General features: G+C 75.4%; 10 protein-coding genes and 1 pseudogene. 5 read left to right on the plus strand and 6 right to left on the minus strand.

The genetic code is table 11. From position 1 onward, the window contains the following. Positions 1-95: 95 nt before the first annotated feature. The 4 genes from IEZ12_RS25875 to IEZ12_RS25890 form a co-directional block, all read right to left on the minus strand. The gene (locus tag IEZ12_RS25875) at positions 96-1,331 is read right to left on the minus strand and encodes a PrsW family intramembrane metalloprotease (protein ID WP_189275159.1); all 1,236 of its coding nucleotides are present in this window, start codon (positions 1,329-1,331) and stop codon (positions 96-98) included. A 203-nt stretch (positions 1,332-1,534) separates the two neighbouring features. Then, positions 1,535-2,365, minus strand: a complete 831-nt coding sequence (gene trmB, locus IEZ12_RS25880; RefSeq protein ID WP_189275161.1) for a tRNA (guanosine(46)-N7)-methyltransferase TrmB — start codon at positions 2,363-2,365, stop codon at positions 1,535-1,537. 92 nt (positions 2,366-2,457) lie between these two features. Continuing rightward, a complete protein-coding gene (gene lhgD / locus IEZ12_RS25885; protein WP_189275163.1) occupies positions 2,458-3,660 on the minus strand; it encodes an L-2-hydroxyglutarate dehydrogenase in 1,203 nt (400 codons plus the stop codon). An 11-nt stretch (positions 3,661-3,671) separates the two neighbouring features. Further along, positions 3,672-5,087, minus strand: coding sequence for an NsdA family TPR-like regulatory protein (locus tag IEZ12_RS25890; protein ID WP_189275165.1), 1,416 nt, complete (start codon positions 5,085-5,087; stop codon positions 3,672-3,674). Between the two features lie 655 nt (positions 5,088-5,742). On the opposite strand from IEZ12_RS25890, the gene IEZ12_RS25895 reads away from it, so the two are divergent. The 3 genes from IEZ12_RS25895 to IEZ12_RS25905 all read left to right on the plus strand — a co-directional run bounded on the left by IEZ12_RS25895 (position 5,743) and on the right by IEZ12_RS25905 (position 9,173). Next, positions 5,743-7,854, plus strand: a complete 2,112-nt coding sequence (locus IEZ12_RS25895) for an asparagine synthase-related protein (RefSeq protein WP_189275166.1) — start codon at positions 5,743-5,745, stop codon at positions 7,852-7,854. A 45-nt stretch (positions 7,855-7,899) separates the two neighbouring features. Further along, positions 7,900-8,388: a universal stress protein gene (locus tag IEZ12_RS25900; RefSeq protein WP_189275168.1), complete on the plus strand. Its 489-nt coding sequence runs from the start codon at positions 7,900-7,902 to the stop codon at positions 8,386-8,388. Positions 8,389-8,477: 89 nt separating this feature from the next. Continuing rightward, positions 8,478-9,173, plus strand: coding sequence for a DsbA family oxidoreductase (locus IEZ12_RS25905; protein ID WP_043915550.1), 696 nt, complete (start codon positions 8,478-8,480; stop codon positions 9,171-9,173). A 36-nt stretch (positions 9,174-9,209) separates the two neighbouring features. Here IEZ12_RS25905 and IEZ12_RS25910 read toward each other — a convergent pair whose 3' ends face one another. Both IEZ12_RS25910 and IEZ12_RS25915 read right to left on the minus strand, forming a co-directional pair. Beyond that, positions 9,210-11,159 (minus strand): sigma-70 family RNA polymerase sigma factor, encoded by a 1,950-nt coding sequence (locus tag IEZ12_RS25910; RefSeq protein ID WP_229847992.1) that lies wholly within the window; start codon positions 11,157-11,159, stop codon positions 9,210-9,212. Positions 11,160-11,501: 342 nt separating this feature from the next. Then, on the minus strand, positions 11,502-12,293 hold the full coding sequence (locus IEZ12_RS25915) for a TetR/AcrR family transcriptional regulator (protein WP_189275170.1): 792 nt from the start codon (positions 12,291-12,293) through the stop codon (positions 11,502-11,504). A 445-nt stretch (positions 12,294-12,738) separates the two neighbouring features. Between IEZ12_RS25915 and IEZ12_RS25920 the strand changes: the two genes are divergently transcribed. Beyond that, positions 12,739-14,082, plus strand: coding sequence for an NAD(P)/FAD-dependent oxidoreductase (locus tag IEZ12_RS25920; RefSeq protein WP_189275189.1), 1,344 nt, complete (start codon positions 12,739-12,741; stop codon positions 14,080-14,082). A 255-nt stretch (positions 14,083-14,337) separates the two neighbouring features. Continuing rightward, positions 14,338-15,555 (plus strand): annotated as a pseudogene (locus IEZ12_RS25925) (PP2C family protein-serine/threonine phosphatase); the annotation flags it as partial. Positions 15,556-15,761 lie beyond the last annotated feature (206 nt).

Here is a 15,761-nt window from a genome sequence, read left to right on the forward strand (position 1 = left end):
CACGACTCTACGTGAGTCCCACCGGAAAGGGAAATCCGTTTCCCGCGGAGACCCGCGCAGGTCGGTCGGCGTCGGTGTGCGGGTCGGTGCGCAGGTCAGCCGGGGCCGGTGGGTTGGCGGGTGCGACGCGTCTGCGCCCACACCGCGAAACAGACCAGCGCCGCGAAGCACGGCACCATCACCAGGCCGTACACCAGCAGGAAACCGTCGGTGCCCAGCCCGGCCGCCGCGTTCCACACCCCGTGCAGGCCCATCGCCAGCAGCAGACCCGCCGGAGCGCCCAGCCGGGCCGCCCAACGGCGGCCGGTGGTCAGCGTCACCGCGAGACCGATGCCGGCCAGCGCGGTGAACAGCGGATGCGCGAACGGCGACAGCAGCGCCCGCAGCACGAAGGTGTGCACCGTCCCGTCGAAGTCCCGCAGGCTCGGCGTCCGCCCCAGCCCGATCGCGTCCAGCCGGGCCTGCCGGTCCGCGGTGAACGCCCGACCCAGGTAGAGCGCGTTCTCGGTGAACGCGAACCCGGACGCCGTCACCCCGCCCAGCACCGCCCCCGCCGCCAGCGTGCGCGGCCGTGAACGGGCCCGCTGCCGCCCGGCCGGCGCCGGCCGGAACAGCGCCGCCGGACGCTCCGGGGCGCCGCGCCGGCGTCGCAACCGCCGTCGCAACCGCCGCAGGCGGCCGGGGGGCCGGGCGGGCTCGCCGTGCTGCCGCCGCAACGGCAGCAGCAGCATCAGCAGCGCCGAGCCCTTCGCCACCTCCTCGATCAGCGGCGTCGCGAACTCCGAACCCCAGGTCTCCCCGCGCGCGCCCCGATGGGCGATCAGGAAATCGCTCGCCCAGCCGTTCGCCAGGATCGCCACCGTGGTCGCTGCACACGCCCCCCACGCCAGACAGAACAGCGTGTGCCGGATCGGCACCCGCGCGGTCTGGTTCAGCCACGCCAACGACCCCAGCACGAACGGCAACGGCAGCAGCGCCAGCCCCAGACCCACCAGCAACCCGGCCGTCCCGGTCTGACGCTGCACCAGGTGCAGGATCAGCACTCCCGACCCGGCCAACGCCAGCGCCACCACCGCCGAGGACACCGCCGGCCGTCGCAACGGCCACAACCGGCGCGCCAACGACGGAACGGCCCGCACCGCGCGGGCGCCGCGCTGACCCGGAATCCGCCCGACCGCCGACAACCGCACCCTGGACAGCCCACCGGACCGGTGCGCCCCCGGCTCCGGGAACGATCGGGCACCGGTGGGGGACGGCGGCGGATCGGCGGCCATGGCGGCGGCCCCTACAGGCAGGCTGGGGGAGGCCTTGCCGCCGGGCGGACTGCTCACCCGCAGAAGCGTAGGGGAATGCTCCGCTCGCAGGGGAGTGGCGAGAACAATCCGTACAGCCGGGGTGACGGTCCGTCAGCAAGGCGAAACGGCGGACGCCGCCTCCCTGTTGTTCCTACCCTGCCCACCACCGTCGGGAACGTGCCCGCCACCCGACGAAGCCTCATTCGCCGCAGAGACGATTCGGCAGGCCGTGACGCGTCTCAGCGGCGGCGGAACAGGACGTCGTGCACCACGTGGCCCTTGGCCAGGCCGGCCCGCTCGAACTTGGTCACCGGGCGCCACTCGGGGCGCGGCGCGTAGCCCGGGACGCTGCCCGCGGGGTGGTCCTCCGGCTCCAGCCACGGCGAACCGTCGCCCTCCGGGTGCAGGTTCTCCAGCTCCGGCGACGCCTCCAGGACGGCGAGCATCTGCTCCGCGTACGGCTCCCAGTCGGTCGCGCAGTGCACCAGCGCGCCGGGGGCCAGTCGCGGCAGCACCAGTTCCAGGAACGACTCCTGGATCAGCCGGCGCTTGTGGTGCTTCGGCTTCGGCCACGGGTCCGGGAAGTACACCCGCAGACCCGCCAGCGACGCGTCCGGCAGCATGTCGCGCAGCAGGATCACCGCGTCGCCCGCCGCGAGCCGGACGTTCTCCGAACCGTCCCGCTCCAGGAACTGGAGCAGGTTGCCGTGGCCCGGGGTGTGGACGTCCGCCGCGAGGATCCCCGACGACGGGTCGGCGGCGGCCATCGCGGCCGTGGTGTCGCCCATCCCGAAGCCGATCTCCAGCGTCACCGGTCGGCCGCCGAACATCGTCGGCAGATCCAGCGGGGTGCCGTCGATGGCATGGCCGAAACGCTCCCAGCCGCGGTCCAGCGCACCCGCCTGCGCCTTGGTCATCCGACCACGACGCGGCTGGAAACTGCGGATCCGCTGCTCACGGTGCTGGGCCTCGGTGGCCTTGTGCGGGTACATCGGCGCGGGGTACGCCGCCGGAGCGGCGGACAGCCGGGCCGAGGCGGGCAACTGGGGGCTGGGGGCGGAGGAGGTCACAATCGCACCAGTCTACGGGAGGCGAAAATCCGGCACGGGCGGGTGCGAGACCGGTGGGAGCGCCGCCTGCCCGCGCCCCTGGTGTGCTCGCCTCACTCTGTCGCAGCCACGGCCCGGCGGGCCACCTCCCGGCCGATCGCCAGGGAGGCCGTCGCCGCCGGCGAGGGTGCGTTGAGGACGTGGACGATGCGGCCGGTGCCGGCGAAGGCGAAATCGTCGAGGAGGGCGCCGTCGCGGGTGACGGCCTGGGCGCGGACGCCGGCGGCGGTGGGGAGGAGGTCGGTTTCGGTGACGGCGGGCAGGAGGCGGCGGACGGCGGCGGTGAAGGCGCGCTTGGAGAGGGAGCGGTGGAGTTCGCCGAGTTCGTAGCGCCAGTGCCGGCGGGCGATCGTCCAGGTGCCGGGGAAGCGGACCGTCTCGGCGAGGTCGCGGAGGTTGAGGGTGCGCCAGTCGTAGCCCTCGCGGGCCAGGGCCGGAACGGCGTTCGGCCCGACGTGGACGTCGCCGTGGATGCCGCGGGTGAGGTGGACGCCGAGGAACGGGAACGCCGGGTCGGGGACGGGGTAGACCAGGCCGCGGACCAGTGCGCGGCGGGCGGGCGCGAGTTCGTAGTACTCGCCGCGGAAGGGGACGATCCGGACGCCGGGGTCGTCGCCGGCCAGCCGGGCGATCCGGTCGCTGTGGAGCCCGGCGCAGTTGACCAGCGCCGCGCAGCGGATCTCGCCGGTGGGCGTGGTGACGGTGACCCCGTCGGCGCGTCGGGCGATGTCCAGGACCGGGGTGGCGAGCCGGAGTTCGGCGCCGCGTTCGCCCGCGAGGGCGGCGTAACGGTGGGCGACCGCGGTGTAGTCGCAGATGCCGGTGGTGGCGAGGTGCAGGCCGGCCAGGCCGGTGATCTCGGGTTCGTGGTCGCGGATGCCGGCGGGGTCGAGTTCGAGCAGGGGGATGCCGTTGGCCCGGCCGCGTTCGGCGAGCGCGGCGAGGCGGGGGAGTTCGGCTTCCTCGGTGGCGACGACGAGTTTGCCGGTGACTTCGTGGGCGATGCCCTGGTCGCGGCAGAACTCGACCATTTCGCGGGCGCCCTCGGTGGCGTAGCGGGCCTTGAGGGAGCCGGGCCGGTAGTAGACGCCGCTGTGGATGACTCCGCTGTTGCGTCCGGTCTGGTGGAGGGCGAGGGCGCTCTCCTTCTCCAGCACCGTGACGGTGGTGCCGGGGTGGGCATGGGTGAGCGCGTACGCGGTGGACAGTCCGACGATGCCGCCGCCGACCACCAGGACCTGGACGTCGTGCTTCAAACCCGTACCCCTCAGCCGGTGGTGAGGACCACGCGGGCTCGTTCGGTGAGCTCCTTGACCCGCTGCTCGTTCTGGTAGGGCTCCAGGCGGCGCAGCAACTCGACCACGTACTCGCGGCTGCGGTGCGAGGAGATCCGCCCGGCGACCTCGACGGCGCGCTCGCCGGCGGCGACGGCCGCGTCCAGGTCGCCGGCCTCGGCCTCGGCCATCGCGGAGACGATCAGCCGCAGGCCGTGCGAGCGGACGAAGCCCTCGGTGGGGCGGGCCAGTGCCTCGCGGGTGAACTGCCGGACCTTGGACGGCACTCCGAGGTCGCGGAAGCATTCGGCGGCGTCGGCGGCGAGGCGGTCGTAGGCGTAGAAGTCGATCCAGGTCGGGTCGGGGTCGCCCGGGCGGGCCCGGTCCAGCGCGGCTTCGGCGGCGGACAGTGCGCTGCCGCAGGCGGGGGCGTTGCCGGCCTTGGCGTGGGCGCGGGCCTCGACCAGGTGGAAGAAGCTCATGGTGCGGGCCGTCGCCAGGCCGCGGTTGCGTTCCAGGGCGGCCTGGGCGAGGTCGACGGCCTCGTCCGGGAAGGAGCGGTAGGACGCCTGCAGGCTCATCGAGGCCAGGACGTACCCGCCGAGCGGGACGTCGCCGGCGGCCCGGGCCAGGCGCAGCGCCTGGATGTAGTAGCGCTGGGCGGCCTCGTGCTGGCCGGTGTCGAAGGCCATCCACCCGGCCAGCCTGGTCAGTTCGGCGGTGGCGCCGAACAGCGCCCGGCCGACCGCGTCGCTGTACGAGGCGAGCAGCAGCGGGGCGGCCTCCACCCGCAGGCACTCCGGGACCATCGAGGAACGCCAGTCGCCGCCGCCGTACTTGGAGTCCCAGCGGCGGGCCTCCTGGGCGGCCTCGCGGAGCTTGGCGGCGTCCGCGTGGCCGACCCGGTAGCCGGACAGGTCGGGGGCGGTCTCCCGGGCCACCGACCCGTCGGCGGGAGTGATCAGCCAGCGGGAGACGGGGGTGGCGTACGCGGCGACCGAGAAGGTGCCGGCCAGGCTGTCGCTCCACCGGCCGCCGCCGGGGCCGCGCCGCAGGTCCAGGTCGACCCGCCAGAGTTCGGTGGCGGAGCGGACCGCCTCCGGGACTTCGCGCGGGAACTCCAGGCCGAGTTCCGGGGTGGGGTGCGAGTCGGCGAGGCCGATCTCCTCCAGCGGCACCGGGCGGCCGAGCTTGTTGCCGAGCGCGGTGGCGATCAGGTGCGGCACCGGGCGCTGCGGGACCATCCCCTTGGTCACCCAGCGGGCCACCGAGGTCTTGTCGTAGCGGAGGGTCAGGCCGCGCTGCGCGCCGAGGTCGTTGACCCGGCGGGCGAGCCCGGCGTTGCTGATCTGGGCGAGCGCGAGGAGGGCGCCGAGCCGGTCGTTCGGCCCTCGTGAGCTGACGGTCATGGTGGCGGTGGCACCCCCTGGCGACGTCGTGCGCGGATGGCGGCGAGTCGCGACGGCAGCAGCACGCCACCGGACTGCTTGCACCTAGCGTAGTCGCCCGCGTTCCCACGGTTAAGAGGCCGCATTCCGGTTGGCGGGAACGCGCTGCGTCCGCGGCGGGCGGCCGGGCGCCCGCCGAGTGTCCCGCGGGCACCTGCCGGACGCCCGTGCTCCGGTCCCGTGCCCGTGTGCGCCATCCGTGCTCCCTGGCCGCATCGGCAGGTGGGCGATTCGCTGGTGCCTGTGGATCGGCCCGCCGTCGAGGACCCGGCGGGCCGGGGGAAACGCTGCCTCAATCCCCGCGGGCAGCGGCGCGTCCGGGAGGGCATGCGGATGCCCTCCCGGGTCGTGCGACGGCTTTCGGCCAAACTCGGCCGCATCGCGGCGTCCACGGACCATCCCCGCGCCGCTCTGTCCGGCCACCGGCCGTGCCCCGGGCGGGAGTTCGAGGACCCGCACGGCCCGGGCCCCGGAGGGGGTGGCCCGGTCCGTGCGCCCCGCCGGGAACGCCCGGCCCGTTTCCGCCCCGCCGGTGGCACGATGTCTCCTGACGGTGCGCCAATTTCCCTCACATCACCGGATGTTCGCCGCGCACCCGAAGCACCACGGAGGCGCGATGCGGTGGCTCACCGGCTGGAGCGGCCCGGCCGCCGACCCGGCGCTCGCCGCGGTCCGGCCGATCGCCGGGACCCTGCTCTGGGGCGGCCCCGACCCGCTCTGGGCGGTCGGCGACTGGCGCCCCGACGAACTGCGCCTCGCCGTGCTCCGCCCCGGCGCCCCCGCCGCCGTCCGCGGCGGACTCGACCCGCGCGACCCCGCCGACCGCACCGACCGGGACACCCCCGCCACCCTGCGGCTCGCCGTCGCCGGCCGCTGCGGCGCCACCGACCGCGAACTCGCCGACGGCCTGGCCGCCGCCCGCGGCGGCGCACTGCGCCACCTCACCCACTGGCCCGGCAGCTACACCGTCGTCCTGCGGACCGGCACCCGCTCCACCGTGCTGCTCACCGACCTGGCCGGCGTCCAACCGGTCTTCCACACCCCGTTCGCCGGCGGCACCGCCTACGCCACCGCCGCCCTGCCGCTGGCCGACCTGGTCGGCGCACCCCTGGACGCCGGCCACCTGGCGGCCCGCCTCGCCACCCCCGAGACACCCGAGGCGCTCGGCGACCGCACCCCGTTCCGGGGCGTGCGCCGGGTCCCGCCCGGCCACGCGCTCGGCATCCGCGGCGGCCGCGCCCACCACACCGCCCACCCCGACGAACCCGTCGAGGCCCCGGCCGAGGCCCCCGCCGTCCGCGAACTCACCCGCGCCCTGCTGGAAGCCGTCCGCTGCCGGGTCCGCGCCACCACGCCCGGCGACCGCCCCCGGCTCGGGGTCGACCTCTCCTACGGCACCGGGTCCGCCACCGTCGCCCTGCTGGCCGCCGCCGTCCCGCTGCCCGCCGGCGCCCAGCCCGGGGCCGCGCTCGAACGGCCCGCCGCCCGCACCGGCGCCGTCCGCGGCTCCTGGGCCCGCGGCGCCGACGGGCGCCCCGAGCCCGAGACCCTGCCCGCCGTCACCCTCGGCGAGGCCGACGGACTGGCGCTCGCCGTGCACGCACCGCGGCTGCGCCACGTCGTCGTCCCGCCCGTCCTCCCGTACGCCGGACTCGCCGACCCTCCCCCGGCCCGGGGGGCCGAGTGGTACCCCCTGGCCGGCCCGCTCACCGACGAACCCGGCCCGGCGCTGCTGTGCGCCGCCCGGTACACCGCCCTGCACCGGGCCGGCGGCGCCGACCACCTCACCGGCCACGGCGCCCGACAGGTGCTCGACGGCCACCCCGCCCGGCTCGCCGACCTGCTCCGCTCCGGCCGCCCGCTCCACCTGCTCGCCCCGATCGCCGCCCTGGCCGGCGCCGACCGCTCCACCTCCGGCACCCTCACCGGCGCCCTGCACACCCCCGTCACCGTGCTGCGCGCCGCCCGTCGCCTGGCCCGCACCCGCCAGAGCGACGCGCTCGACGACCTCGCCCTGCGCCTGATGCTCCGGCAGGAGCCGGGCGGGCCCGGCACCATGGGCCGGGCGACGGCCGCCGAACTCACCTGGCACCGGGCCGGCCCGGCCGCCCACCTGCTCGCCGACGAACCCCTCGCCGCGCTCGCCCAGCACCTGCGCACCGCCGCCCGCGACGGCACCTCCGCCGAACCGCCCGGCGCCCGCCGCGCCCGCCTCGCCCTGCACCGGCACGCCGCCCACTACCGCACCCTGGTGCACGCCACCGAGCAGCACGGCCAGCGCCTGCACGCGCCGTTCCTCGACAACCAGGTGGTCCGCGCCGCCCGCCTGCTCCCCGATGACGTCCGCCTGCAACCCGGTGCCCGGCCCGCCCTGCTGGCCGCCGTCCTGGCCGGCGCCGGCCGCACCGACCTGCCCGCCGACTGGGGCCGCGCCGCCGGATCCGACCCGCACGGCCCCGCCCGGGACGGCCTGCGCGCCGCCGCCCCCGCACTCGCCGAGCTGCTCGACCGCCCGCTGCTCGGTGAGGCCGGACTGATCGACGTCCCCGCCGTCCGCAAGACCCTCGCCGCCGCCACCGACCCCGCGCAGGACGCCCCGCCGGCCACCCTCGCCGCGCTCGCCGAGCTGATCGCCGTCGAACTCTGGCTGCGCCGCCTGGCCGCCCGCCGCCCCGGCTCCGCCTGGACCGGACTGCCCGCCCCGCGCCGCACCGCCCTGGAGACCTGAGCGTGCCTGCCCGGCCCGCACCGGGCGGCCGGATAGCGTCGCGCCATGACCCTCCCCGTCAGCACCGACGCCCCGCCGCCCGGCACCGCGATCCTCAACGCGTGCGACGGCTCCGACGCCTCGCTCTGGGCGCTCGACCGGGCGATGACCGAGGCGGAGGCGCACCGCCTGCCGCTGCACGTGCTCGCCGTGGTCAACCCCTCGCCCACCGGCTACCCGCCGGGCATGGCCGACCTGGTCCAGGAGAGCGTCCAGCGCCTCACCGCCAGCATGTCGGACGGCCTGCGCCGGGCCGTCGACACCGTCCAGGCCGCCCGCCCCCGCCCGTACGCCGGGCAGCTCACCCTGCACGTGGTGCTCGGCAACGTGGTGGACGTGCTGCTCCAGGCCGCGAACGGGCGGCACACCCTGGTGCTCGGCACCCGCGGCAACGGCGGCTTCGCCAGGCTGCTGCTCGGCTCGGTCAGCACCGCCGCCGTCCACCACGCCGGCTGCCCGGTGCTGGTGGTCCCGGCCCCCGTGGAGGACGCCTGAGCAGGAATGACGGCGAACAATTGAGCGTTCGTCCTGTCGACCCGGGCCGCCCGGCCGCCGTGAACCACCCCGACAGGAGCCCGCCCGCCATGAAGGTCGAAATCTACTCGGACATCGCCTGCCCCTGGTGCTACGTCGGCAAGCGGCGCTTCGAGCAGGCCCTGGAGCGCTTCGAGGGCAAGGACGGCGTCGAGGTGGTCTTCCGCCCCTACCAGCTGGTGCCGGACGCGCCCGAGCAGGCCCGCCCGCACCGCGAGTGGCTCGCCGAGCGCTACGGGCCGCAGTCCCTCGCCATGGACGCCCGGATCACCGAGGTCGGCAAGACCCTCGGCATCGACTACGACTTCGACGCCGCGCTGGAGGTCAACACCCTCCGCGCCCACCGCCTGCTGCACCTCGCCGAGACCGAGTACGGCCCCGCCGTGCAGGCCGCCCTCAAGGAGCGCCTGCTGAAGGCCCACTTCTCCGAGGGCGTGAACGTCGGAGACGTCGAGGCGCTGGCCGACCTCGCCGCCGAGACCGGCATCGACCGCGAGCGCGCCGCCGCCTACCTGGCCGGCGACGAGGGCGAGGCCGAGACGCTCGACCAGCTCGCCGAGGCCCGCGCGATCGGCGTCACCGCCGTCCCCACCTTCGTCTTCGAGGGCCAGTGGGCCGTCCAGGGCGGCCAGGAGGCCGACACCTTCCTCCAGGTCCTGCGCCAGGTCGAGGCCGAGACCGCCCGGCAGCTCACCCCGATCGCCCCGGCCGGAGACGCCTGCGCGGACGGCAGCTGCCAGATCTGAGCCGCGCCGGCCCCACCTGCTGCGCCGGTTCGGCCGTCAGCAGGTGAGGCCGGCTCGGGCCCAGTCCGCCAGGTCGAGCACCGGGCCGGAGCCGTGGGCCGCCGTGACCACCAGCCGGATCGAGTGCTGGCCGTCCAGCGACGCGTGCACCGGGACGGGCTTGTCGTCCGCGGACAACTCGCCGGAACTCCACAGCACTTCACCGTTGTCGCCCTGCACCGAGAAGACCGCCCGGCCGAAGGTCGGCCCGAAGTCGTCCAGTCCGGCGACGGCGTCGAACGACTGACAGCTGCGGTTCAGGTCGATGGTCACCCGCGACGGCACCTGCACCGCCAGCACGTGCCGGTAGTAGTCGCCCCGCATCCACGCGCCGGGCCGCTGCAGCGCGAACCCGGCGCCGCGGATGGTCGGCGTGTCCGCCGGAGCGTGCCCGCGGTCCGTCGGCAGCTTCTCCAACCAGAACCGGCTGACCGCGGTGACGGTCGGGCTCGGCGAGGGCGTCGGGCTCGGCGGCGGCGTCGAGGCCGGCGGCTCCGGGTCGGGCGCCCGGGGCGTCGTGGCGACCGGCGTCGCGGGCGGGGCCGGGCTCGGCGACTGCGACGGCGTCGAGCCGGCCTTCGGCGTCGGACCCGGGGTCCGCGACGGCGACGACGGTACCTGCGACGGCGCCGACGAGGGCGCCGGCACCGGGCCGGCCGGCGGCGGCACCGGCGTCGGGACGTCCGGCACCGCGCTGATCGGCGCCGGCGGCGCGGCCACCGGCGGCTTCGGCTCGGGCGAACCGGTGAGCGCGAACGCGGCGACGGCCGCCGCGGCCACCGCGATGCCCGCGGCGATCCCGGCCTTCCCCGCCGTGCCGACGCCCTTCCCGGCAGCCGCGGCCGCCCCGCCGCCACCGGACGAGCCGCCCGCCACGGCCGTCCCGCCGGCCACCGCACCCGTGACGGCGACCCCGGTGCCGACCGCGGCCGCCGCGGCCGTGAACCAGCCCGCGCCGACCCACAGCAGCGCACCGCCGGGCAGCACCGCCCGCAGACTGTGGTTGATGTCGGCCAGCTCCAGGTACGCGGCCGTGCACCGGGTGCAGTCCTGGACGTGCTTGCCGACCTCCGCCGAGGCCCGCTTGCGCAGCGACCCCCGGGCGTACGCGCCCAGCCGGTTCGCATACCCGGCGCAGCCCGACTCCTGACTGCCCGACACGTGCGCCTGCAGGAACGCCGCGGCCAGCCGGTCCCGGGCCCGGTGGGCCTGCACGGCCGTCGCGTTGGCGGTCTTGCCCAGCATCACCGCCACCGTCTTCGGCGACTCCCGCTCGACCTCGGTGTGCCAGAGCACCACCCGGTCGTCCTCCGGGAGTTCCGCGTACGCCCGCATCACCATGCGCTGATCGGCCAGCGCCAGCGCCCAGGCATCCGCACCCGGGTCGGCCAGGTCGAACTCGATCGTGGCGGCGGACCCCTCGGCGAAGGTGGAGAAGTCGTCCACCAGCTGCTCGCGCCGGTCCGACCGCGTCCAGGCCGCCGCGACATTGCGCACCGCCGTCAGCAGGTAGGCGCGGACCGCGAACTCCGGCCCCTTGCCCGCCTTCAACGCCTGCAGGGTACGGGCGAACACCTCGCCCGCGAGGTCCTCGGCGGTGAAGCTGTCCCGGCAGCACGTCCGGGCGTAGCGGCGCACCGCGTCCGCGTGCCGACGGTAGATCTCCTCGTACGCGGTGTCGTCGCCGGCCCGCACCAGAGCGGTCAACTCGGCGTCCGAGGGCGGGCGTTCACCGTCCACCGGATCGGCCGGCGGAGGCACCGTGGCGCGCACCGCGAGCTCCTCGGGAAGGAACGCCTCCGGCAGCACCCCGCCCTGCCCGGCGGGCGCCTGGCCCGGCACCCGGCCGGTCAGCGACTCCCGGGCGGGGCTTCCGCTCTGGTCCGGGACCTGTGCACCCAGCCCGGAACCGAACTCCCCGGCCTCGCCCTGCTCCTCCGGACTCACCTGGCACCGCCCTGTCGCACGGCACGCGACACGGGCCGCTTCTCGAAGTCGACGGCGATCACGGTACGCAACGGGACAATGGCTCCAACCACGGGCAAAGAATGGCATAGCGCAGCGACCACCGGTAGCCGCCCGGACCCGGACCCACTCTTCCGTGCCGCCGCTCGCCGAGGTGTTCGGGGACACGACGGCGCAAGTGCCGCGCGTACCCGGACAGTTCCGCGCGCCGTCCGCCCGACGCTGCGCGCCCGGCGGCTCCCGTCACCCGAACGGTGCGCCACGGCCACCGGCCGGGCTGGCCCCGCCCGACCGACCGCCAACGGCCCGACCCGCACGATTGGTTCAGACCGAGCGCAGCCCCTGCAACAGGATCTGCAGCAGCCGGCTCCCGGCACTGCCCTCACCGCCGTCCTCGGCCGCGAACGCCGCCGACGCGTGCACCGGCACCGCCGCCGTCAGCACCAGCACCACGTCGGACACCGTCACCCCCGGCCGCAACTCGCCCGCCGCACCCGCCCGGGCCACCAGCGCCGCCACCAGCTGCAGCAGCAGCCGCGGATCCGCGCTCTGCTCGCCGTCGGCCACCGGCACCCCGGCGAACGCCCGCAGCTCGGCGCCACGCTGCTCCGGCACCCGGCCGATCTCCTCCGCGTACCGGAACGCCTCCGGCGGCAGCAGCCGGCCAGCGCCCGAGGCGGCGGCCCGCTGCAGGAAGCCGGCCAGCGCGTCCCACGGCCCGTTCAGCCCGCCGTACAGCGACTCCCGGGCCTGCGCAGTCAGCCAGGACACCTCCTCGGCGGCGATCCGCTGGACCAGCACCTCCTTACTGGGGAAGCGCCGGTACACCGTGCCGACACCCACCCCGGCACGGCGGGCGACCTCCTCCATCGGCGCCCCGTAACCGAGTTCGCCGAACACCTCGCGCGCGGCCCGCAGCACGCTCTCCAGATTCCGGCGCGCGTCCACCCGCAGCCGCGAACCCGCGCCCCGGCCGGCCTCGCCCGGGCGCTCACCCTGCGGGAACGCGAAACGCTCCCGGTCGCCCGGGCCGCGCTGCTCCGGCACCACGTCCACCGGGGACCTTCCGAACGCCGCACCCGGCGACCGCTCGGCCAACTGCTCCTGCTCCGACATGCCAACCTCCCCCGAGGCACCCCGTCCCGGGCACCCGAACGGTCACTGCGCCCCCTGGTGTGCGCTGTCGACACCGGTCGGTCCGACGTCCGCGCACTACCTTCCCCGGATGGCTCCCGGGCAGTCGCACCGATGCCACCGGGCTCGCAGGTACATGGACCGGCACCATCGGCGGTCCGAACCACAATCCGACCATAGTTCAAGGAAGTTCGCCGCAGAAGTGGACCACCCGTCGACCCGGACGGGCCGATCCCGCCCCGAGTCCGGACAAAACCCCTCCCGCCCCGACCGCCGGACCGCCCACCCACCCGTCAACAGCCCTTCCGCCGAGCGGATTCGGACCGATCCGGCCCGGACTGTGGACAAGACCCCTCCGCCCGGTGCGTCATAGGGGGAACGTGAAACGGGTCACAGCCCTAGGGCCGGCCGGAGGTGCCCCATTCGGATCCTGATCATCGGCGGCGGCTGCGCCGGACTGAGCGCCGCGCTGCGCCTCCAGCAGCTGCTGCGACCCCGGTTGAGGGACCGTCGGATCGACCTCACGATCGTCGAACCCCAGCCGTACCTCACCTTCCAGCCACTGCTGGCCGAGGTCGCCGCCGGCTCCATCGACCCCCGGCACGTGGTCGTCCCGCTGCGCACCGCGCTCCCCGACTGCCGGGTGCTCACCGCCCGCGTCACCAGGATCGACCACGCCACCCGCACCGCCTGGGTGGACGCCGCCCCGCGCGGCGAACTCCGGCTGCCCACCGAAGTCCCCTACGACGTCCTGGTGATGGCCCCCGGCGCGATCTCCCGCACCGCCCCCGTTCCCGGCCTCGCCGAGCACGGCATGGGCTTCGCCACCGTCGGCGAGGCCGTCGCCCTGCGCAACCACGTCCTGGAACAGCTCGACCTCGCCTCCTCCACCCGCGACCCCGCACTCCGCCAGGCCGCCCTCACCTTCGTCTTCGTCGGCGCCGGCTACGCGGGCGTCGGCGCCCTCGCCGAACTTGAGGACATGGCCCGCACCGCCACCAAGGGCTTCCACAACCTGACCCCCGACGACCTGCGCTGGGTCCTGGTCGAGGCCACCGACCGCATCCTCAGCGAGGAGATCCCCGAACTCGCCACCCACACCCTCGCCGAACTGCGCGAACGCAACATCGACGTCCGGCTCTCCACCACCCTGGAATCCGCCGTGGACCAGGTCATGGTGCTCTCCGACGGCGGCCGGTTCGCCGCCCGCACCCTGGTCTGGACGGCCGGAATCCGCCCCGCCCCCGTCCTCGCCCTCACCGACCTCCCGCTGGACCACGCCGGCCGGATCACCTGCCTGCCCACCCTCCGGATCGCCAACCCCGACGGCACCCCCCTCGCCGACGCCTGGGCCGCCGGCGACTGCACCGCCGTCCCCGACCAGGGCGGCCAACCCTGCGCCCCCAACGCCCAGCACGCCCTCGCCCAGGCCAAGCTGCTCGCCGAGAACCTGGCCGCCGAACTGGCCGGCCAACCCCTCACCGCCTACCGGCCGGGCGACCCCGCCTGCTCCACCTCGCTCGGCCTGCGCCGGGCCGTCGCCCACACCAGGCGCGGCGCCCGCCTCACCGGCCGGCGCGCCTGGTGGCTGCACCGGGCCCGCCAGCTGCGCCGCCTGCCCAGCCGGGAGCGCCGGGTCCGGGTCCTGATGGACTGGCTGTTCGGCGGACTGTTCCCGCGCGAGGTGGTCTCGCTCGGCACCATCGAGCACCCCCGCGCCGAGTTCGAGTCGGGGTTCGAGTCCGGGTCCACCAACGGCCCCGGCAACTGACCGGCCCGACCTCCGATCGACTCCGACCTCCGACCGGCTCCGACACCCCACGCCGGCCGTACCGAAGCGCACCCCCGGCGCACACCTGTCGGAACGCGCCGTACCGGGGGCCCGACTTCCGGAATCACCCCGGAGCCTGACAGGATCGGTCCATCACGCCACGTACCGTCATGTGTACGCAATGTGATGATCGCACCGGAATCGACCCGTAAGCAGGCACCACCCCACATCACTTGCCCGAGGAAGCGGCCGACGTTGAACCTCATGCGCTGGAGCGCCCGGCTCACCGGAGCCGCTCGACGGACCGCCCCCGCCGTCACGGACGAACCCGTCACCGTCCCCGGCCAGCGCGACCCCGCCACCTCCGGCCCCGACGCCCGCGACCCCGAACAGCTCTACGACCTCCACGACGTCCTGCGCCGCCTCCCCGCCCCCGTCGCCCTCACCCACGGCCCCCACCACCTGCTCGGCTACGCCAACCGCGCCTACCGCGACCTGTTCGGCACCCGCACCCCCGGCCGCCCCGCCGCCGAAGCCCTCCCCGAACTCACCGCGCTCGGCGTGCTCCCCCTGCTCGACCAGGTCCTGCGCAGCGGCCGCGCCCGCAGCGTCAAATCCCGCTGCATCCTCGGCCTCGGCGGCAACCGCCACTACAACATCGCCTGCGTCCCGCTCGGCCCCGACGAACACACCACCCCCACCGGCGTCCTGATCTTCGCCACCGAAGTCACCGACCAGGTCCAGGCCGCCGGCCGCCTCCGGGACGCCGAACGCCGTCAACGCGAAGCCGCCGTCACCCTCCAGCACAGCCTGCTCCCGCAGAAACTCGAACAGCCCGCCGACCTCCGCGTCGCCGCCACCTACCTGCCCGGCGGAGCCGACGCCGCCGTGGGCGGCGACTGGTACGACGTCATCGCCCTCGGCGGCGGACGCACCGCCCTCGTCATCGGCGACGTCATGGGCCGCGGACTGCGCGCCGCCGCCGTCATGGGCCAGCTCCGCACCGCCGTCCGCGCCTACGCCCGCCTCGACCTCCCGCCGCACGAAGTGATGACCCTGCTCGACGGCCTCGCCATGGAGATCGACGCCAACCAGATCGCCACCTGCACCTACGCCGTCTGGGACCCCGCCACCACCACCCTCGTCTACGCCTCCGCCGGCCACCTCCCCCTCCTGCTCCGCGCCCCCGACGGCACCGTCCTGCACGGCGAGGAACAGAACGGCCCACCCCTCGGCACCGGCGGCGCCGGCCACCTCTCCCACACCCTCCGCCTGCTCCCCGGCACCACCGGCGTCCTCTACACCGACGGCCTGGTCGAACGCCGCGACCAGGACATCGACCAGGGCATCGACCACCTCGCCCGCACCCTCACCGGCCCCGTCGCCGCCCCCGACATCGTCTGCGCCCGCCTGCTCCGCGCCCTCGGCGTCACCGCGGAGCACGACGACGACGTCGCCGTGCTGGTCTTCCAGGTGGCCCTTGAACCCGAGCCCGCAGGTGTGTAGAGTTCTTCGAGTTGCCTGACAGGGAGCACCGAGCACGTGTCTGCGTGGACGGTCCCGGGGCGGCCAATCCCCAAGAACCACCCAGTTGATCCGTGCCGGGTCGCGTCCTTTTCGCGTCTCCGTTCGTATTTGCTGTGCGCGTTTTCGGAGATTGCGGCGGATTCGCTTTTCGG

Source organism: Kitasatospora griseola (assembly GCF_014648555.1).
In the GTDB taxonomy this organism is placed as follows: Bacteria; Actinomycetota; Actinomycetes; order Streptomycetales; family Streptomycetaceae; genus Kitasatospora; species Kitasatospora griseola.